Annotated in this window: 21 protein-coding genes; 9 read left to right on the top strand and 12 right to left on the bottom strand. The window is 39.4% G+C overall.

Going from position 1 to position 16,495, the window contains the following annotated elements; translation table 11 throughout:
* Positions 1-29: 29 nt before the first annotated feature.
* The 6 genes from UYC_RS0119845 to petC form a co-directional block, all read right to left on the bottom strand.
* Positions 30-1,049, bottom strand: coding sequence for an aldo/keto reductase (locus tag UYC_RS0119845; RefSeq protein ID WP_016875568.1), 1,020 nt, complete (start codon positions 1,047-1,049; stop codon positions 30-32).
* Positions 1,050-1,073: 24 nt separating this feature from the next.
* Positions 1,074-1,409, bottom strand: a complete 336-nt coding sequence (gene petJ / locus UYC_RS0119840) for a cytochrome c6 PetJ (protein ID WP_016875569.1) — start codon at positions 1,407-1,409, stop codon at positions 1,074-1,076.
* 85 nt (positions 1,410-1,494) lie between these two features.
* A complete protein-coding gene (locus UYC_RS0119835; protein ID WP_016875570.1) occupies positions 1,495-1,962 on the bottom strand; it encodes a type II toxin-antitoxin system YhaV family toxin in 468 nt (155 codons plus the stop codon).
* Positions 1,959-2,282: an AbrB/MazE/SpoVT family DNA-binding domain-containing protein gene (locus UYC_RS0119830; RefSeq protein WP_016875571.1), complete on the bottom strand. Its 324-nt coding sequence runs from the start codon at positions 2,280-2,282 to the stop codon at positions 1,959-1,961. Before UYC_RS0119830 ends, UYC_RS0119835 begins: the two co-directional genes overlap by 4 nt.
* Before the next feature lie 332 nt (positions 2,283-2,614).
* Entirely contained in the window at positions 2,615-3,616 is a 1,002-nt protein-coding gene (gene petA / locus UYC_RS0119825) for a cytochrome f (RefSeq protein WP_016875572.1), read from the bottom strand.
* 111 nt (positions 3,617-3,727) lie between these two features.
* On the bottom strand, positions 3,728-4,267 hold the full coding sequence (gene petC / locus UYC_RS0119820; protein ID WP_016875573.1) for a cytochrome b6-f complex iron-sulfur subunit: 540 nt from the start codon (positions 4,265-4,267) through the stop codon (positions 3,728-3,730).
* Positions 4,268-4,500: 233 nt separating this feature from the next.
* Here petC and UYC_RS0119815 point away from each other — a divergent pair, with 233 nt between their 5' ends.
* Together UYC_RS0119815 and UYC_RS0119810 are read left to right on the top strand one after the other, a co-directional pair.
* Positions 4,501-4,809 carry a DUF3067 family protein gene (locus UYC_RS0119815; protein ID WP_016875574.1) on the top strand — a complete coding sequence of 103 codons (309 nt, stop codon included), beginning with the start codon at positions 4,501-4,503 and terminating at the stop codon, positions 4,807-4,809.
* A 157-nt stretch (positions 4,810-4,966) separates the two neighbouring features.
* Positions 4,967-5,449, top strand: coding sequence for a GNAT family N-acetyltransferase (locus tag UYC_RS0119810; protein ID WP_016875575.1), 483 nt, complete (start codon positions 4,967-4,969; stop codon positions 5,447-5,449).
* A 32-nt stretch (positions 5,450-5,481) separates the two neighbouring features.
* Here UYC_RS0119810 and UYC_RS0119805 read toward each other — a convergent pair whose 3' ends face one another.
* The 4 genes from UYC_RS0119805 to larC all read right to left on the bottom strand — a co-directional run bounded on the left by UYC_RS0119805 (position 5,482) and on the right by larC (position 8,241).
* Complete coding sequence (locus tag UYC_RS0119805; RefSeq protein ID WP_016875576.1) at positions 5,482-6,093, bottom strand: class I SAM-dependent methyltransferase; 612 nt, start codon at positions 6,091-6,093, stop codon at positions 5,482-5,484.
* Positions 6,094-6,233: 140 nt separating this feature from the next.
* Complete coding sequence (locus UYC_RS0119800) at positions 6,234-6,614, bottom strand: toxin-antitoxin system HicB family antitoxin (protein ID WP_016875577.1); 381 nt, start codon at positions 6,612-6,614, stop codon at positions 6,234-6,236.
* Positions 6,580-6,792 (bottom strand): type II toxin-antitoxin system HicA family toxin, encoded by a 213-nt coding sequence (locus UYC_RS0119795; RefSeq protein ID WP_016875578.1) that lies wholly within the window; start codon positions 6,790-6,792, stop codon positions 6,580-6,582. The genes UYC_RS0119800 and UYC_RS0119795 overlap by 35 nt, the downstream gene beginning before the upstream one ends.
* Before the next feature lie 108 nt (positions 6,793-6,900).
* Positions 6,901-8,241 (bottom strand): nickel pincer cofactor biosynthesis protein LarC, encoded by a 1,341-nt coding sequence (gene larC, locus UYC_RS0119790; protein WP_016875579.1) that lies wholly within the window; start codon positions 8,239-8,241, stop codon positions 6,901-6,903.
* Positions 8,242-8,355: 114 nt separating this feature from the next.
* Between larC and UYC_RS0119785 the strand changes: the two genes are divergently transcribed.
* The 3 genes from UYC_RS0119785 (at position 8,356) to UYC_RS0119775 (ending at position 11,278) form a co-directional block, all read left to right on the top strand.
* Entirely contained in the window at positions 8,356-9,015 is a 660-nt protein-coding gene (locus tag UYC_RS0119785) for an L-threonylcarbamoyladenylate synthase (RefSeq protein ID WP_016875580.1), read from the top strand.
* Positions 9,016-9,370: 355 nt separating this feature from the next.
* Positions 9,371-10,567 (top strand): HetZ-related protein, encoded by a 1,197-nt coding sequence (locus UYC_RS0119780; RefSeq protein ID WP_016875581.1) that lies wholly within the window; start codon positions 9,371-9,373, stop codon positions 10,565-10,567.
* 201 nt (positions 10,568-10,768) lie between these two features.
* Positions 10,769-11,278, top strand: a complete 510-nt coding sequence (locus UYC_RS0119775) for a PD-(D/E)XK nuclease superfamily protein (RefSeq protein WP_016875582.1) — start codon at positions 10,769-10,771, stop codon at positions 11,276-11,278.
* Here the strand turns inward: UYC_RS0119775 and UYC_RS0119770 are convergent.
* Positions 11,275-12,117, bottom strand: coding sequence for a DNA adenine methylase (locus tag UYC_RS0119770; protein WP_016875583.1), 843 nt, complete (start codon positions 12,115-12,117; stop codon positions 11,275-11,277). The two genes, UYC_RS0119775 and UYC_RS0119770, sit on opposite strands and share 4 nt — an antisense overlap.
* 154 nt (positions 12,118-12,271) lie before the next feature.
* On the opposite strand from UYC_RS0119770, the gene UYC_RS0119765 reads away from it, so the two are divergent.
* The 3 genes from UYC_RS0119765 to UYC_RS0119750 all read left to right on the top strand — a co-directional run bounded on the left by UYC_RS0119765 (position 12,272) and on the right by UYC_RS0119750 (position 14,454).
* A complete protein-coding gene (locus UYC_RS0119765; RefSeq protein WP_016875584.1) occupies positions 12,272-12,478 on the top strand; it encodes a DUF751 family protein in 207 nt (68 codons plus the stop codon).
* A gap of 327 nt (positions 12,479-12,805) precedes the next feature.
* Positions 12,806-13,225 (top strand): 30S ribosome-binding factor RbfA, encoded by a 420-nt coding sequence (rbfA, locus tag UYC_RS0119760; protein WP_016875585.1) that lies wholly within the window; start codon positions 12,806-12,808, stop codon positions 13,223-13,225.
* A 992-nt stretch (positions 13,226-14,217) separates the two neighbouring features.
* On the top strand, positions 14,218-14,454 hold the full coding sequence (locus UYC_RS0119750; RefSeq protein ID WP_016875587.1) for a DUF4327 family protein: 237 nt from the start codon (positions 14,218-14,220) through the stop codon (positions 14,452-14,454).
* Between the two features lie 404 nt (positions 14,455-14,858).
* On the opposite strand, the gene UYC_RS0119740 is transcribed toward UYC_RS0119750, so the two are convergent.
* Positions 14,859-15,212: a hypothetical protein gene (locus UYC_RS0119740; protein WP_016875589.1), complete on the bottom strand. Its 354-nt coding sequence runs from the start codon at positions 15,210-15,212 to the stop codon at positions 14,859-14,861.
* Positions 15,213-15,493: 281 nt separating this feature from the next.
* Between UYC_RS0119740 and cdf31 the strand changes: the two genes are divergently transcribed.
* Positions 15,494-16,399 (top strand): CDF family zinc efflux transporter Cdf31, encoded by a 906-nt coding sequence (gene cdf31 / locus UYC_RS0119735; protein ID WP_016875590.1) that lies wholly within the window; start codon positions 15,494-15,496, stop codon positions 16,397-16,399.
* The last annotated feature ends 96 nt before the right edge of the window (positions 16,400-16,495 follow it).

Raw genomic sequence — 16,495 nt, 5'->3', positions numbered from 1 at the left:
TCACTTTGGGGAGCGTAAACAATTATCTGTCATCGACGATATTCATCACCACAGTCGCCGATTAACTGGTATAAATCTCTTGACTGTCGAGATACGCTATCTATCAACTGCAAATCTTCAGTATCAAGAGTCAAATCAAATACTTTGGCGTTATCTTCTAGATGTTCAGATATGCCAAGCCTGGCACCAACAATTACACCACCTACGGCGGGTTTATCTAAAATGTAACGTACCGCGACATTAGAGATACTTACTCCATGCTTATCTGCTATTTGTTTGAGGGTAGAAAGCAACTGTTGAAATAATCCCCAACCACCCCAAGCATCAATCATATTTTTATATTTTCTGAGACTCACGGTAGCCAAATCAAAGCCTCGTGGTTCGGGTTTGCCCAAATACTTTTCTGATAAAAAACCGCCGCATAGGGTGCCGTAAGTAAAAAGTTTGATGTTGTGCTGTTGGCAAAACTGAATCATATTAACTTCCGGACGGCGATCAACCAGAGAAAATTGCACTTGGTTAGAAATTATATTGATACCTGCTTTAATAATGATTTCCAAGTGTTCGGTATCAAAATTTGTCAAAGCTAAATGTTTGATTTTACCCTCAGTTTGAAGTTCTGCCATATATTTGAGGGCATCTAGGTAGTTTTTATCTCGATATTCCCACCAATGAAATTGCATCAAATCCAAGGATTCTACATCCATTCTTCTCAGGGAGATATTAATATTTTCCTCGACAATTTTTCTAGTCATTTTACCGGGACGAGGCACCCATTTTGTAAAGGCTTGGATGTTAGATAAAGCTTCTTTGCCGCGGGTAGCCAGAAGTTGACGGCGAAACTCACCAATCAAATCTTCTGCGGAACCATAATGATCTGCTAAATCCCAAGTAGTAAAGCCTGCATCGACATATTTGAACATGGACTCAATCGCGGCTTTAGGATCTATACGTCCGTGTCCACCAGAAACTTGCCACATTCCGTTTAATATCCGGCAAATGTTTAAATCAGGGGTGAATTGTAGATAGCTTGTTTTTGGTAAAACCATTTTTAATTTTTAATTTTTAATTGTTTACTGCCAGCCTTTTTGAGCTTGTTCTAGAACGTAAGCAGAAACATCTTGAATTTCTTGGGCAGTGAGACGGTCTTTGTAGGCTGACATATTATTTTTACCATTAGTAACAATGGATGCGATCGCCTCAATTGAATCCATACCATTTTTCTTAAGTGCTTTTGCTTTCAATGTCTTACCCCGCCTGATGATATTGCCACCGTTGATATGACAACCAGCACAGTGAATACTAAAAATTTGTGCGCCATTAGTTGTATCTGCTGCACTAGCACTTGGGGTAAAAATACTTGTTAACAGCAAGAACATGGTTAATACTAATATTAATAGTTTTTGCATTGAAATTATCCTGATAACAATTTGAATTTTGACAGAATAAAATCATATTCATAAACAATTTTATAGCAATTAACATTCACTATAGTTAATCTTGTTGGAAAGCATCAGAATCTTCTACTTCACATTCAGCAATCAGTTCATCTAAACTTTCAGGAAAATCACCATTAGTAACTCTTTTATAAAAAATTTGATAACAATCGCTTTTATCTCCTTCTTTTCTAGGAAATCCTAACCAAAGAATAATAATAACTTTTTTTTGTTTGAATGCTCTAAAGAAAAGCCGATAACGCTCAGGTAGTCCCATTTTTTTGAGACGGCCATACTTTTGTAAAGGCTTTTGTAAAACAAAGTGAGAAGCAAAAGGATCTTGAGGTATTTTTTCTTTTATTCCTATATCCAATGCCTTTAATAACTTAACATCTGGATGTTTAATAAATTCTTCTTTAGCTAGCTTTGTTTGTAAAATATAAACACGATTAGATAATTCTACCCATTGCTTATTAAACAATGGATAGAAAAAGATTGTCCATTCATTGCAAGTGAAGGAACTCATGAATCCAAATTTACATCAGCTAGTAAATTATCCATTTCATCGCTCATTTCCTGTGTATAAGGAACTAGCTTGGAAGGATTTTGAATTGCATCCTTCATTAAAAAGTCAAGGAATAAACTCATCATTAGTGATTCAGCTTCATCTGCGTCCTCAGTCTCTTCCGTGTTTAACCGAACTAAGAAAGTATTGTCAGATAATACTTCAATGTAACCAGACTGATTAACTAAATGAGGGTAGTCTTTAGAAAATGCCCTCGGTAAGCGAAAGCCGTCTTGAGTACCTATCTTGGCATGAGCTATTGGATAAATTTTGCCAGCCATATAAATTATTCCTGACAACTTAGCATGATATTATAATATAAGTTATAACATTAAAATAAAAAATTATTCATATAAGCAGTATTACATTTTATTTAAGTACTTTAAAATTTTGCAGCCAATACCAATTCGCTAAAATCAAACAACAGATGCAAACCTTAAAACCCAGATGGCATCTGACTTTTTGAATTTTGTAGACGTCCGGTAGACGCGGAGCGGCTTCTCGGAGAGTGGCAGCTTCCCGTAGGGTATTTTGAATTGGTATAAGTTACCAATAATAAAAAAAGACAGGCGATATACCTGTCCCGAAATCAGTTGATAATTCCAAAGAAAATTTAAAAATTCATCTCGGCTTCTTGGACTTTCTCAACTTGCTTCTTCTTCAGAATCAGCATCACTTGAGCTAACATCACCAAACAGACGAACGCAATCATCCATACAACTCTGTTAGGATCTTGTAGTACGATTTCTGTATCGTCTTGACCAAAGCCACCAACGTTAGGGTTGTTGGTTAAAGCGTCGCCAGCTTTAACTGCTTGTCCTTCAGAGACAATTAATTCTGGGCCAGCTGGAATTGTATCAACAACTGTTTCTCCAGAGTCAGTTTGGATACTGACTTGATATTTGGCGTTACCGTATTCATCTTCTTCTTTGGCAATCTTGGTAATTGTGCCAGCAGCAGAAGCGGTAAAAACACCGTTGTTGCTCTTTTCACCAGTGGGATAAATTTGTCCGCGTCCCCGGTTTGCACCTAAGTGAACAGCATATTTGCCGAAGTGAATGTTCTTGTCGGTGGCGGGGCTGGGAGAAAGAACTGGGAAGACGATTTCTTGATATTGTTCGCCAGGAATTGGCCCCACAAGCAGGACGTTGTCTTGTCCTTCTTTGTAAGGCTGGAAGTAAACATCACCAACTTCTTCCTTGAGTTCTTCAGAAATGCGATCCTCAGGAGCAATCTTGAAGCCTTCTGGCAGCATTAATACAGCGCCAACGTTCAAACCAACTTTGGAGCCATCAGCGCCTACTTGCTGCAAGCTGGTATCGTAGGGAATTTTCACCACGGCTTTAAATACCGTGTCAGGCAAAACTGATTGGGGAACTTCTACCTCAGCAGGCTTTGCTGCTAGGTGACAGTTAGCACACACAATCCTTCCAGTCGGTTCGCGGGGTGTTTCTGGATAGGTTTGCTGTGCCCAAAACGGATAAGCTGCGGCTGATTGGGGAAGAGCTACATCGCTAGTGAAGAAAAATGTCATCGTAGCGATCGCTACGAGCAATGTTTTTACAATTGCTCTAGCAGTGCTATTTAATCTCGCTGTTGTACAAGAATTTCTCATCTCTTAAGGACTAAGATTCTCTGATAAATTTGGTCATTGGTCATTAGTCATTAGTCAGCGGTCATTGGTCATTATCAAAAGACAAATGACAAAGCACAAATGACAAAACTTTTAAGCCCACCAGGGTTCTTCGCCAGTACGGAAGTCGGTTTCAGTCCAAGGGGTGAGGACAATATTGTCGTCTTGTACTGCTGTATGAGACAAAGCTAAAGAAAGCGGTGCTGGCCCCCTAACAACCTTACCTGTCTCGTCGTACTGGGAACCATGACAGGGGCACTTAAACTTGTTCTCGGCAGCGTTCCAAGGTACAACACAACCTAAGTGAGTACAAACGGCGTTAATACCGTAATCGCGAATTGCCTCTTTGCTTTCTACCACAATATAGGTAGGATCGCCCTTAAGTCCTTGAACTAGAACGCGATCGCCCACATTATGGCTGTCTAAAAACTTACTGACGCTAACATTGTTACCCAGTTCGTCTTTTGCAGTTGTACCACCACCGACTCCACCCGCAGAAGGAGGAATGAAATATTTGACAACAGGATACAACGCCCCCAGGGCTACTCCGGTTACAGTCCCAAAAGTGAGAAGATTCATGAACTGACGACGCCCCATATCGGGCACGTCCATTGATTCCGAAAATTGAGCCATAATCTACGCGTTCTTGGGTATTTTGTTAACTTTTTTGACTTGAGTTCTAGTATCTGAGAAACTCTTGTCTGAGGCGAGATGCCGATGCCTCTGTTGAAGATGCCAGATTATCTCTTCAAAGAAATGTCTCGCATCTTTCATCTATATAGCATTACATTTCTTTATATTCCTATCATACTTGAGTTACCGAACTTAACATCATCACCAAATGTAAAATATAATTGAGAAGAGCCATGACAGGACAGGAATTACGCCAGCTGTTGCTTGAGAAGTGGGGACGTTCTTATGATGTCCAGCTACGACGGACGCAGGGAAAGATATTTGTACAAATTATGTGGAAATACTTGGAGCAAGCTTCTTTTCCCCTCAATGAGGCAGAATACCAAGAACATCTAGATAGCATCGCGAGTTATTTAAATTACTTGGGTGGAACAACTCAAGTGCAAAAATATATCCAACAAACACGGGAACGCCCACGCCTTGGTAAAGCTGTTAGTATTCCTCTAGATTTAGGTGAAAGGGCAGCAGAATGGATTCTCTAACTTTTAGGAAGTTGATGTTATGATTAAAGCTCACGCAAAGGCGCACCAGGCGCAGAGATTTTTTACGAGTGTTGATTATAACTAATTAGACGGACTTGATATAACAGAAAGCCTCTCAAACAAGGCTCTTCAGTAGCTAAAGCAGGCTAAAACTTGTATGAAAAATAACAATTTATGTCTGCCAGATGCTTGTATAATCCGCAAAGCAACATCTGCTGATATTTGGTCAATTCGCTGGTTAGTGCTGTCAGCAAAACTCGATCCGACACAAATACGTTGGCAACAATTTTGGGTGATTGAGTGTAACGGAAAAGTAGTAGCGTGCGGGCAGCTACGTAATTTTACTGCTGCCCAGGAACTAGGTAGTTTAGTTGTAGCACCAGCTTGGCAGAATGGTGGTTTGGGGAGTTATCTGACGCAGCATCTAATTAGCTCTGCCACTCAACCACTGTATCTGGAATGTTTAGGTAAGCGACTGGCAAAGTTTTACAGTCGCTTTGGTTTTGTACCTGTCTGTTGGGGAGATTTACCGCGATCGCTTCAAAATAAGTTCAGAATATCGGAATTAGGGAGAAAGCTGCGTGTTGTTCCTGTGGTTTTTATGCAGCATAAGGAACAGGAAACAGGGTTGGGGGAATAGTAAAAACTGTAACCTGTAACCTGTAACCTTTATCAGACGGATTTAGTAAAAATTGTAAGTAAAACAGGGCCAAGTAAATAATGGTGAGCTACGCATTTAAGTTCGCAAGAAGAGCCTAAAAGCTCGCGGTTGTTTTGGCTGTACAATCTAATACCACCAATTATTTGTTTGAATTGGAGTTCTGCTTGATTTGGGATGCTGGTATCTGCTAAGTAAAAGCTTCCACCTTCTTTGAGTACCCGCGCTACTTCAGCAAAAACCTGTTTTGGTTCGGGATAATGCAAGAAGCTTATGGTATTGAAAACAGCATCAAACTGCCCGTCAGCAAAAGGAAGAGATTCGGCTTTGCCTTCAATGTAAATTAAACGCGGATGGTGGCGGTTACTACGTCGTGCAACCCGCAACATCTGGGAAGATAGATCCAATCCCGTACCACGCAAGTCTGGGAAGCGATCTGCCAGACGATTTAGCAGACGTCCAGTACCACAGCCTAAATCGAGTACATTTGCTTGGGGTGGTAAATTGACATATTCCAGTAGCCGCTTGTGAATAGCTTGGTAAAATACTGAAGGAAAGAGCCAGTCGTAGCTTGGTGCCCAGTGGTCAAATAGTTGTTTTTTGTTACGAAAAAATTCTTGAGTCATAAGTTTTCAAGGGCAGACAATACCTGACTTCAAATGACAATTAGAGAGGTATTCGTCGTGCCTCCAATATATATTTAGCAATCTATTTTTATTTTGGCGTTAGCAACAGTAAAAATGCGATCGCCTACTTAAAATATCATCTACATTGATGCACTTAACAAATAAACAATATACTGATTAAGACTTACATTTTCTTGTTCTGCGGCTTCAGCCAAACTTCGATGCAGAGATTTTGGCATTCGCAAAAGTAATTTTCCACTGTAATTATCATCTGTGCTGGGTAGAGGAATATTATCTCCTGCTTCGTAAGCTGTCTCAATCCACAATTCTCGCGCCTCATTAATGTTTGCCATCGTCTCTTCTATTGTTTCGCCTTGGATGAGACATCCTGGCAAGTCTTTAATGTGAGCTACATATCCACTTTCTAGATCGGGATAAATTGTGACTGGATACTGAAGATTTAAATAATATTCTAAGGACGGCTTCTTAATCTGCTTGTTCTTCTGGTTCAGTGTCTTCATCACTCCACTCTTCCAAATTTAATAGCTCTACAATTTGCTGTACGTATACTCCTTTAACTTTCTGTCCGCCTTTTTTGGGTATAGTAATCTTTCTACCGAGTGAATCTCGAAAGCTATGATGGCTACCTTTAGACCTTTTTTCTTCAAAGCCAAAAAGCTTAGAGCAGATAGCGCACATCCTCAAACTGCACTTCTGTTGGGTGCTTGAGAAATTGCTCTACTAATTTCTTTAATTTAGTCATGCACATATAGTATCAAAGTATAAGTGAATAATGACTATTGAGTGTTAACTCTTTTGTAAATACCAATTCTGTAGCGCTACCCGCTGAATCTCCCGTAAAGAAATCTGATGTTTTCTTGCTAATTCTGCACAATCTTCGTACTCTGGCTGTACGTTATTTATAATTCTCTTTTCTGCTTGTTGCGTCCATGCCACTTTGACACGCACCACACCATATTCTGTTGCCACTGATTGAATTTCTCGCTCTAAAATTGCCCGCTGTTGAGTAAAGCGCCGAATTCCTAAAGTAGTAGTTTCGCGAAATAAAACAGCTTCACAATTAGGTAAATTTTCTGGATGGCAAATTACAGTCACCAAAATTCCTGGACGAGATTTTTTCATGCCAATAGATTGAGTAAAAACATCCACCGCCCCAGCAGCAAATAATGCTTCAAATACATAACCGAACGCTTGGGGATTTAAATCATCTATTTGGGTTTCCAGTACCGAAATAGTTTCTAATGTCGGATTGATGTTTGTAGCGGATAATTTATGTGTTGGGTTTAGAGGCAATGTATCCCTGTTCCCCGTTCCCCGTTCCCTGTTCCCTTTTACCTGTTCGTGCTTAACTGCTTCACCCAACCACAGACGTAATATATTAGGAATTGGTAAACTCAAAGAACCTGCTCCCAACCCAACTTTTTTAATCGTCATCGGGGGTGGCGCACCAAAGCTTTGAGCTAGAGTTGTGGCGATCGCTGCTCCTGTGGGTGTGACTAGTTCCCGTTCGATACCGTTACTATAAACTGGACAGCCGCGCATTTCCCATAACTTCAACACTGCTGGTACTGGTACAGGCATTTGTCCGTGGGCTGCACGCACTGTTCCTCCACCAGTCGGAAATGCGGAGCAGTAAAGTAACGGCAATCCTTGTTCATTACTATCAATACCCAACCAATCTAACCCCAAGCAAGTACCAACAATGTCTACAATTGCATCAACTGCACCCACCTCATGAAAGTGAACTTTTTCTGGAGCAATACCATGCACAGCTCCTTCTGCAATTGCTAATTGCCGAAATACAGCCAAACTCCAAGTTTCTGCTCTTTCTGGCAACTCTGCCTTAAGAATCATCTCTTCAATTTCGCCCAAGTGACGGTGGTGAGGGTGATGGTGATGGTGACTGTGTTGGCGATCGCGGTTGTGCAATAGCTCTACATGAACCTTTGTTGCTTGCTGCCCGTTATGCAAGACAAGTTCTGCCCATAACTTATATTCATGCTCAATTCCCAAACCATTGAGCTTTTCTATTAAAAATTCCACCGGAACACCCAGACTTACCAATGTTCCCAAGCACATATCACCGGAAATACCTGTTGGGCATTGAAGATAAGCAAGCTGACTCATACGAAATACAATAGTTTTAGTAGTTAGTTGCTAATTGCTAATTACTAATGGTTAATCGTCACTAGCCATTAGCCATTAACAATTAACCATTAACCACTTTTCCCATTTCGAGCTATGGCAAAAATTTTCTCAATTCATCCTGATAATCCCCAAACTCGCCGAATAGAAGAAATTAAGGCGGCACTCTGTGATGGTGCAGTCATGCTCTATCCTACTGATACAGTCTATGCGATCGGCTGCGATCTAAACGCGAAGTCGGCAGTAGAACGAGTACGGAACATCAAGCAACTAGCTAATGATAAACCACTGACGTTTTTGTGTTCATCGCTTTCTAATGTGGCAACTTATGCGATTGTCAGCGACAGCGCCTATCGGATTATGAAACATTTAATTCCGGGGCCATACACCTTTTTACTACCTGCTACTAAACTAGTACCGCGTCTAGTGCAAAATCCGAAGCGAAAAACTACTGGCATCAGAGTACCAGATCATACTGTGTGTTTGGCGTTGTTGGCAGCACTGGGGAATCCGATTATTTCGACTTCTGCCCATTTGCCACCCGATGAGACGGGTGATGGATTTGTGGGAATGGAAACAGAACCTATGGTGTCGCGAGTGGAGTTGTTTGATCGCCTAGATAATTTAGTTGATGTGATTGTAGACACTGGTGAAGAACCAAGTTATGAAGTGTCTACGATTTTGGACTTAACGGGGGATGAACCAAATATCCTCAGGCAGGGTTTGGGTTGGGAAAAAGCAGCCGTGTGGGTATAACACTATAACTTCACGAGTTAGCCTTTGAATTTCGGAAATTAAAAATCAAAACACTCCAGTTTAACGATCGTCATAGTTGCAAGCCGAGAAGCAGTTATGACAAAGCTATAGTTAAATCTTGACAGCATAAGGATTTTGTCTACTTGGGGATGAGAGCAAACATCCATGTGTTACCCCTTGCCAGGATGCTTTTAGAAAAACCGACACATAGCTTTCCCTGGAACTAGAGGAAATTTCTTACATTCTTAAATATCAGCAGAGAAGCGATCGCTCCTGAGATATGCAAATCGAGAGATTTACGCTTGCATCTGTTGCTATGAAAGTTTAGGTGCAAAAACCACTCACACGGAAAGTCATGAAACTCGCTACCGCTTTCGATCCTCACCTTGTCAGTGCCAAATCCTCTGTCGCCCACACAGATACTTTAATCGAGCTATTGTGTCAAGAAATACAAGCACAAGTAAAAGCAGCGCCTGGCTGTGTACAAGCTGTAGCAAAGCGTATAGCTACAGAAGTAGAACGCATTTGCCATAAAAGCCAACGCATTCAAAACTCCGGACAAATTATTTCCTGGCAAGTTACTTTAGCACGTCATCGTTGGCACAAATGCCTGCGTTACTATCAACTAGGTTCTAAACAAGGGCGTGTGGAATTACATAGCTGTTTGGGTGCTATGGTTTATCGTTACATTTCCATTTCTGGTTCTGAGGTTGGGTTTCAGGCTCGTTACAGCTTGATTGAAGATTTTCTGCAAGCATTCTATATCGAAGCTATTAAGGTTTTTCGGCGGGAAAATGAATTGCCTGAAGACTATACGCCACGCACGCAATTGCAACTAGCTGAATATATGGCGTTCACCGAACAGTATGCCAAACGTCGTATTAATTTACATGGTGGTGCAAATCAGCAGTTAATTATATTGCGTGCCCAAACTTTTGCCCGTCGTCAACCTCAAGAAACCAGCGTTGATTTTGAAATGGCAATAGAATCTGCCAAGACTGAAGAAGCTGAATCTTATCTGCGTCACTCAGCTGTACAACAGCTGCGATCGCAAATGATTGCCCAACAAACTTTCGATCTAGCTGAAGATAGCGAGCGCGATCGCGTAATTTCTGAATTGGTCAAATATTTGGAATCTCAAGGTCAACATGACTGTGTAGAATATCTAGTATTAAAGCTCCAAGACCTTTCCCCACTAGAAATTGACCAAATTCTCGGTTTAACTAACCGCCAACGCGATTATCTGCAACAGCGTTTTAAGTACCACGTAGAAAAGTTTGCTCGCACTCACCAGTGGCAATTGGTACATCAATGGTTGGGTATTAGTCTAGACCAAAAGCTGGGACTTTCTTCCGGGCAGTGGAAACATTTTTGGAGTCAGCTTTCCGCAGCGCAACGACAAATATTGCAACTGAAAATTGCTAAAGTGAACGATCAAGCGATCGCCAAAATCCTCAAATGCACTCCTAAACAAGTACAAAAACGCTGGACTCAAATTTTAGAACTGGCATGGGAAATCCGCAATGCCACTACTAAAGTTCAGATTAACTAAAGCGTGAGGTAATTTTATTCTCAATCACCTCATAATAATTACACTGTTGTCAGCTTTTCTTTTTAATACAAATGTATTTAAATAATGGATACAAATGTACCAGTATAACGATTATAATCACTCACCTATTCCCTATTGAAAATTCATATTAAGTAACTGACTCTTTACTGCTACTTCCATGAAATCCTAGAATAAGCGCGGATGGCAGCTAAAGGAATTCAGATGATTAGAACTCAAGGCGCACGGGCTAATAAGTCTGGTGAAATATTAGAAAATCATGTGGAAACTACATTAAGGGCACATGGATATTTTCAAGTTTGTTCTCATGTTCCCAAAAAGCAGAGACGAGAATTTATTTTAACTTCTACTTTATTACCAAAACGTTATGCCAAACAGGTTTATATAGGAACTGGCATTTATCAAACAGATATTTATGTTGATTTTTATGTTGTTGGTTTATCAACAATGCCATCTGGATTAATTATTGAATGTAAATGGCAAGAAAGTGAAGGTTCTGTAGATGAGAAGTTTCCTTACTTGAACTTAAATATTCAATACTCATATCCAGCACCTACTATTATCGTTATTGGTGGTGAAGGTATGAGAGAAGGTGCTATAGACTGGCTCAAAGAAAGAGAAACTGATAACCACAATTTACTAGCAGTTCATAGCTTAGATAGATTTATTGCTTGGGCAAACAAACATCTTTAATAAGATGTTATTAACAACTCATAAATTATGCCGCGTTTTTTTGTATTTGAGTTAATAGACCGTGCTGCTTCTATACGGTGTATATTAAAACCTATTTCTATATAAATTTGTTTAATAAACTCACAATCAGAGTTGCATACCATCACTTTAACACCACGAGTGGCTAATTCTGCACAAATGTCTCTAAGACGTTTTTGGTCTTTTTCAGTAAAAGAATTACGGCTATAAGCTGTGAAATAGCTAGTATTACTGATAGGATAATAAGGTGGATCAAAAAATACAAAATCCTCAGTAGTTGTGGCATAATTTAGTACATCTGCAAAATCTGCTTGTTTAATTTCAGATTTAACAAGAGTGGCAGAAGCTAAACGCAGCAAATCTTCTTGGCAAATCTTGGGATTATCGTATCTACCTAAAGGAACGTTAAATTTACCTTGAGAGTTAACTCGATAAAGTCCATTAAAACAAGTTCTATTTAAATAAATTAAACGAGCGGCTTGCTCCAATTCAGAATGAACAGGATTAGCCCTAATATTATAGTAATAATCTCGATTGTGTTGGCGTTGATGCTCTTTAAGTAGAATAATTAAGTCATCAACTTTCTCCTGTACGCAACGATAAGTAGTGATTAATTCTGCATTAATATCAGTTAAAATAGCTGGAGTAGGTTGAAGGTATTGAAGATAGAAGAAAACAGCACCGCCACCCAAAAACGGCTCATAATAATTCTTATAATTAGTGGGGAAAAAGGGAACATATTGAGGAATTAATTTACTTTTACCACCAGCCCATTTTAAAAATGGGCGCGGGCAAATCTGCTTTGGTAGTTGACTTAACATTTACTAAAACTAAGCTACTAAATATATAAACAGAGGCTAGTGACACATATTTTATATCAATTTACTAATTTACTCGCTGCTGAAATTAGATACTATTGAATTAATCTGGCAGAATAAATAACATACAGTTGATAACTAAACGGTTTAAAACCAGATGTTTGATGGATTTTGGGATAACGTCTTTCGCTACCAACGCTACTTCATTACCACCCTGCTGGGTGCTTTGATAAGCCTATTTGCTCCATTGGCACCGTTATTAAAACGTCCTGTTACCTTAGTCGCCCTTTTGGGGCTGTTGGTAGGCGGGCTAGTGTTTATTAGCCTCACCCTGCGTGCGATGCTGGGCTTAAGTACAATTTAAACTTAAACTAGACGTTCATTTAATAAACTCACAACTTCTCTAGTCCCTAGCCCCTATTTTGCGGAGTATCGTACTCTTTGCTTTAAAAAAGCCATGGTATAATCTGGATGATTAAAAATGCCCAAAGTGTGTCGCAGTTAAAATTTTTTGATTGAAATTCAGCTAACAGCTTGGAGACTAAAATAGTTTTGTGCTGCAACAATCAAAAAAGTATTTCGAGAAATCAAAGAATCCAGCTAGACTGGGAAGTGTCTGTATCAAAAAATCCACGGCTTGCAGCTGTGGCACATTCAAATAGTACAACCTCTGTCAGGAGGCATGGTTTTTATGGCTACAAGTCGCCGTGTTTCCCGTGTTGCTGAATTGATTAAACGGGAAGTTAGCCAAATGTTGCTCAACGGTATTAAAGATGATCGTGTGGGTACTGGCATGGTAAGCGTTACCGATGTCGATGTTTCTGGTGATTTGCAACACGCCAAAATTTATGTATCAATCTATGGCACAGAAGAAGCCAAGGCAGAAACAATGGCAGGCTTAAAGTCGGCGACGGGTTATGTCCGCAGTGAGCTTGGTGCACGGGTACGCCTGCGTCGCACACCAGAGGTAATGTTTATTGAGGATCGTTCTATAGAACGTGGTAATAAGGTATTGTCGCTATTGAACCAAATCCAACAAGAGCGTCAACCAGGAAACCTAGATCAGAATGAAGACAACAGTACTTATGAGGATGATGAATTTGACAAATAAGTAACTTCAACAACAATTAACTCCATTAAATCAGACAAGGCTGTGACAGACGCGATGTTATCGCGTCTGTTTCAATATGACTTAATAACTGATATCTGAATTTGAAAAAGGCAAATGGCAGATGGTGAGGCAGCCCCCACCAAAGGCGGTTTTCGTCATAGACATGCAAAGTGTGGCTTCAAAGTAGAGTACCCAAAGAGCAGATCGCACATAGAAGGACAAAGGAAGGGCATGAGTAGAGAATATGATTTAAACAAAACTTAACAATTGAAATACAAACAAAAGTATAGACAATATACATACCAAAGTTTGGGGTTTATAAATTCTTATAAGGTAATATTATGATACTGATAAATACAGTAATTATACGAGTCAAATGCGGAATCCTCAAATCAGCTTTGCAATTAATCTAGAGGTAGATCGCTTGTATCAACATTCTCATACATAATTCCTGAGAAGATTTCATTTATGCAGCATTGCTAGACTTTCACAAGTAGCTGAAACTTTATTTAAGAAATTGTTAACGAATAAGTTTCTACAATCCTAAGTGTTGTATTGTAGCCTCTATGACTTGCAGTAGTTTATACCTTTTATTCCAAGAGCTATTTCTTTGATGTTTTCTTATAGACAGGTGTCCGCAGTTCAAGAAAGTACTTTATGTACTTTCTGGATTTTCACCCATCTTTCTCCTTAAAACCAAGCTGAAGGTCGTTAACGTTAGGTTTGAGAGTAAACAGAGTTAGATTAAACAACGATATTAGCTATCAATCAGCAATTCTGTCTCGTTGTTTGATAGACTTAAAACAAAATGTCAGGATTTTTTGATATTCTTAATATTTATTTACATTTTTTGAGGATGTGTAGCGTCAAAATGAAAATAGTTCCGTATACGAAATTACAAATTGTCAGCGATAGTCCTGTTCCTTACCATATTTGTTCCTGATCGCTATTTTTGGGAACGTCATCTACGTATAAATTTGTGAGCAAAGATCATGAGTGTGAATACGGTGCCTTCTATTAGCTACTACTCTTTGGACATAATTCAAGACGAAGCACGACGACTAGTACAAAAAGGAGTGGTCAGCAGACAACAGCCAATATATACACTATGTCAATACATCCCCGCACGGGAGTGGGTATGTATTGAATGTGAATTAGAAAAGTGTGACTTTTTATTACGCGATCGGATTGGTGATCTGATTGGTCGGGAAGAATGGGAAAACGACTAATAAATTGATGATTTTAGATTTTGGATTGGGAACTTATTTATTTAGATGTATTGAATGTGACAACAAAAGATTCAACACTCAATCTCATGGATAATCTCTGCTTTTGATAGATTTTTCCCGATCTGAAATCTTTAATGCTCTATTTTTTGAATTATGAGGCGTATTGCAGTTGTTTGTACGTCATTTTTAAAATTTGTTTGCATAGGGGCTGAAACTTTCATTTTTTGAGCAAGACTATTGATTTTGCCGGAGTAGCTTAACATTGGTAACTGCTCCGGTAATTTTTTGTTCTGTAGTAGTTGGGTGGGTTAGCTGTATTTGGGATGTTTGATGTGATTTTTGCGCTGTAACCCACCAGATCGAGATTTGATAAATCGGTTTTCAGTAACTGACAACAAACAACATTACCCCACTTGCTCTAAATACAAGTTGACATCTTCAATCACACGAGTCAGTTCAGCTTCTGTGCTTAAGCGAATTTTATCGTCACGGACAGTAAGTAGAACTTTTGCAGCAAAAGGAGTCGCCCAGATATTAGGATTACAGAAAATCTCTAAAAATACTTCTCCTGTATGACGATATTCTATTGGGCGCTGGGGACTAACTTTAGTGCCACCTGCACTGGTTTTTGCGGCAACAGCTTTGAGGCTATTCATCAATTGATCCAGTGCTGCTTTTAATTCTCGTGCTGCTTGGGGTGAAAAGCTAAAGGAGATAGAACCTTCTGTTAGGTTCAATGTCAGGTTATTTGCGGACATGAGCACAGTGTTAAAACATTTTGGTACAAATACTATTTTCCTGGTGATAGGTTATAACGTTCCGTTTTTTTATCTAATGATAATAAATCTTTTTACCTCAGAATATACATATCTTGCTCGCATTAGGTTTATAGCAGTTATTAATTAAAAAATATTTCAATAATTTAGGATAATATTTGAGATTCTAGCAAGATAGAATCCCACAGTGTAAGAGTTTTATATATTTGATTGGTGTGTTTACTTCTACACTTAGAGTCATAGAACATACTATTTAAAAATCTATGACTTTGGATAATCGTGGTCAAGTTAGAAAGGTTTTAATTATTACGCTACTGCTAAATATATTCGTGATGGGATTAAAGGCAGTTGTAGGAAAATTAACAGGTTCTCTTAGTTTGCTAGCTGATGCATTGCACAGCGTGACAGACAGTGCTAACAATATTTTGGGATTAATTGCCAGTAGCTTTTCTTCGCCACAACCCGATCGCGAACATCCCTATGGACATTTGAAATTTGAAGCAGTCGGAGCCTTGGGAATAGCTGCTTTTCTGGGCATAGCCTGCTTTGAAATTCTCCAAGGAGCAATTGAGCGGATTCTCAATGGTGGTGAACCAGTCAAAATCTCACCATCAGAGTTATGGTTGTTATTGATTGTATTGGGTGTGAATATTTTCGTAGCGTTTTACGAACGGCACGTAGGTATGAAAGTAGGTAGCCCAATCTTGATTGCCGATGCCAAACACACGATGAGCGACATCTGGGTAACAATTTCTGTGATTGGCGGTTTGATTGGCGTATGGTTGGGTTATCAGTGGTTAGATGTAGTGTTAGCTTTCCCTGTAGCTGTGTTGGTATTTTGGAGTGGGTGGACAGTTTTAAAAGAAAACTTGCCTTGGCTTGTAGATCAAATGGCGATCGCTCCAGAAGTAATTCATGCGATCGCTGTTTCTGTGCCTGGAGTGATTAATTGCCATGACATTGCTTCTCGTGGTATTGTTGGTCGGCAAGTTTTCATTGAAATGCATTTAATAGTAGATGCTCAAGATCTAGAAACAGCTCATCGCATTACCGAAGAGGTTGAGATGCGACTAGAGGAACGTTTTAACCCTGTCCGAATTGTAATTCACGTTGAGCCATTACAATACCAGTCTGAGCAAATTAGCTTTGGGCTTGATTCAAAGTCATGAATTGATTGAATGAACTATTAATTAAATTTCTATCTTTAGTTAGATGTTTTTTATCACTTCAGATAGGTGCTTGACAATCAGATTAATTTGTAAATT

The sequence above is a fragment of the Chlorogloeopsis fritschii PCC 6912 genome, from assembly GCF_000317285.1.
GTDB lineage: Bacteria > Cyanobacteriota > Cyanobacteriia > Cyanobacteriales > Nostocaceae > Chlorogloeopsis > Chlorogloeopsis fritschii.
Note: the sequence above shows the minus strand (reverse complement) of the source record. Positions and strands in the feature narration are given on the sequence as shown.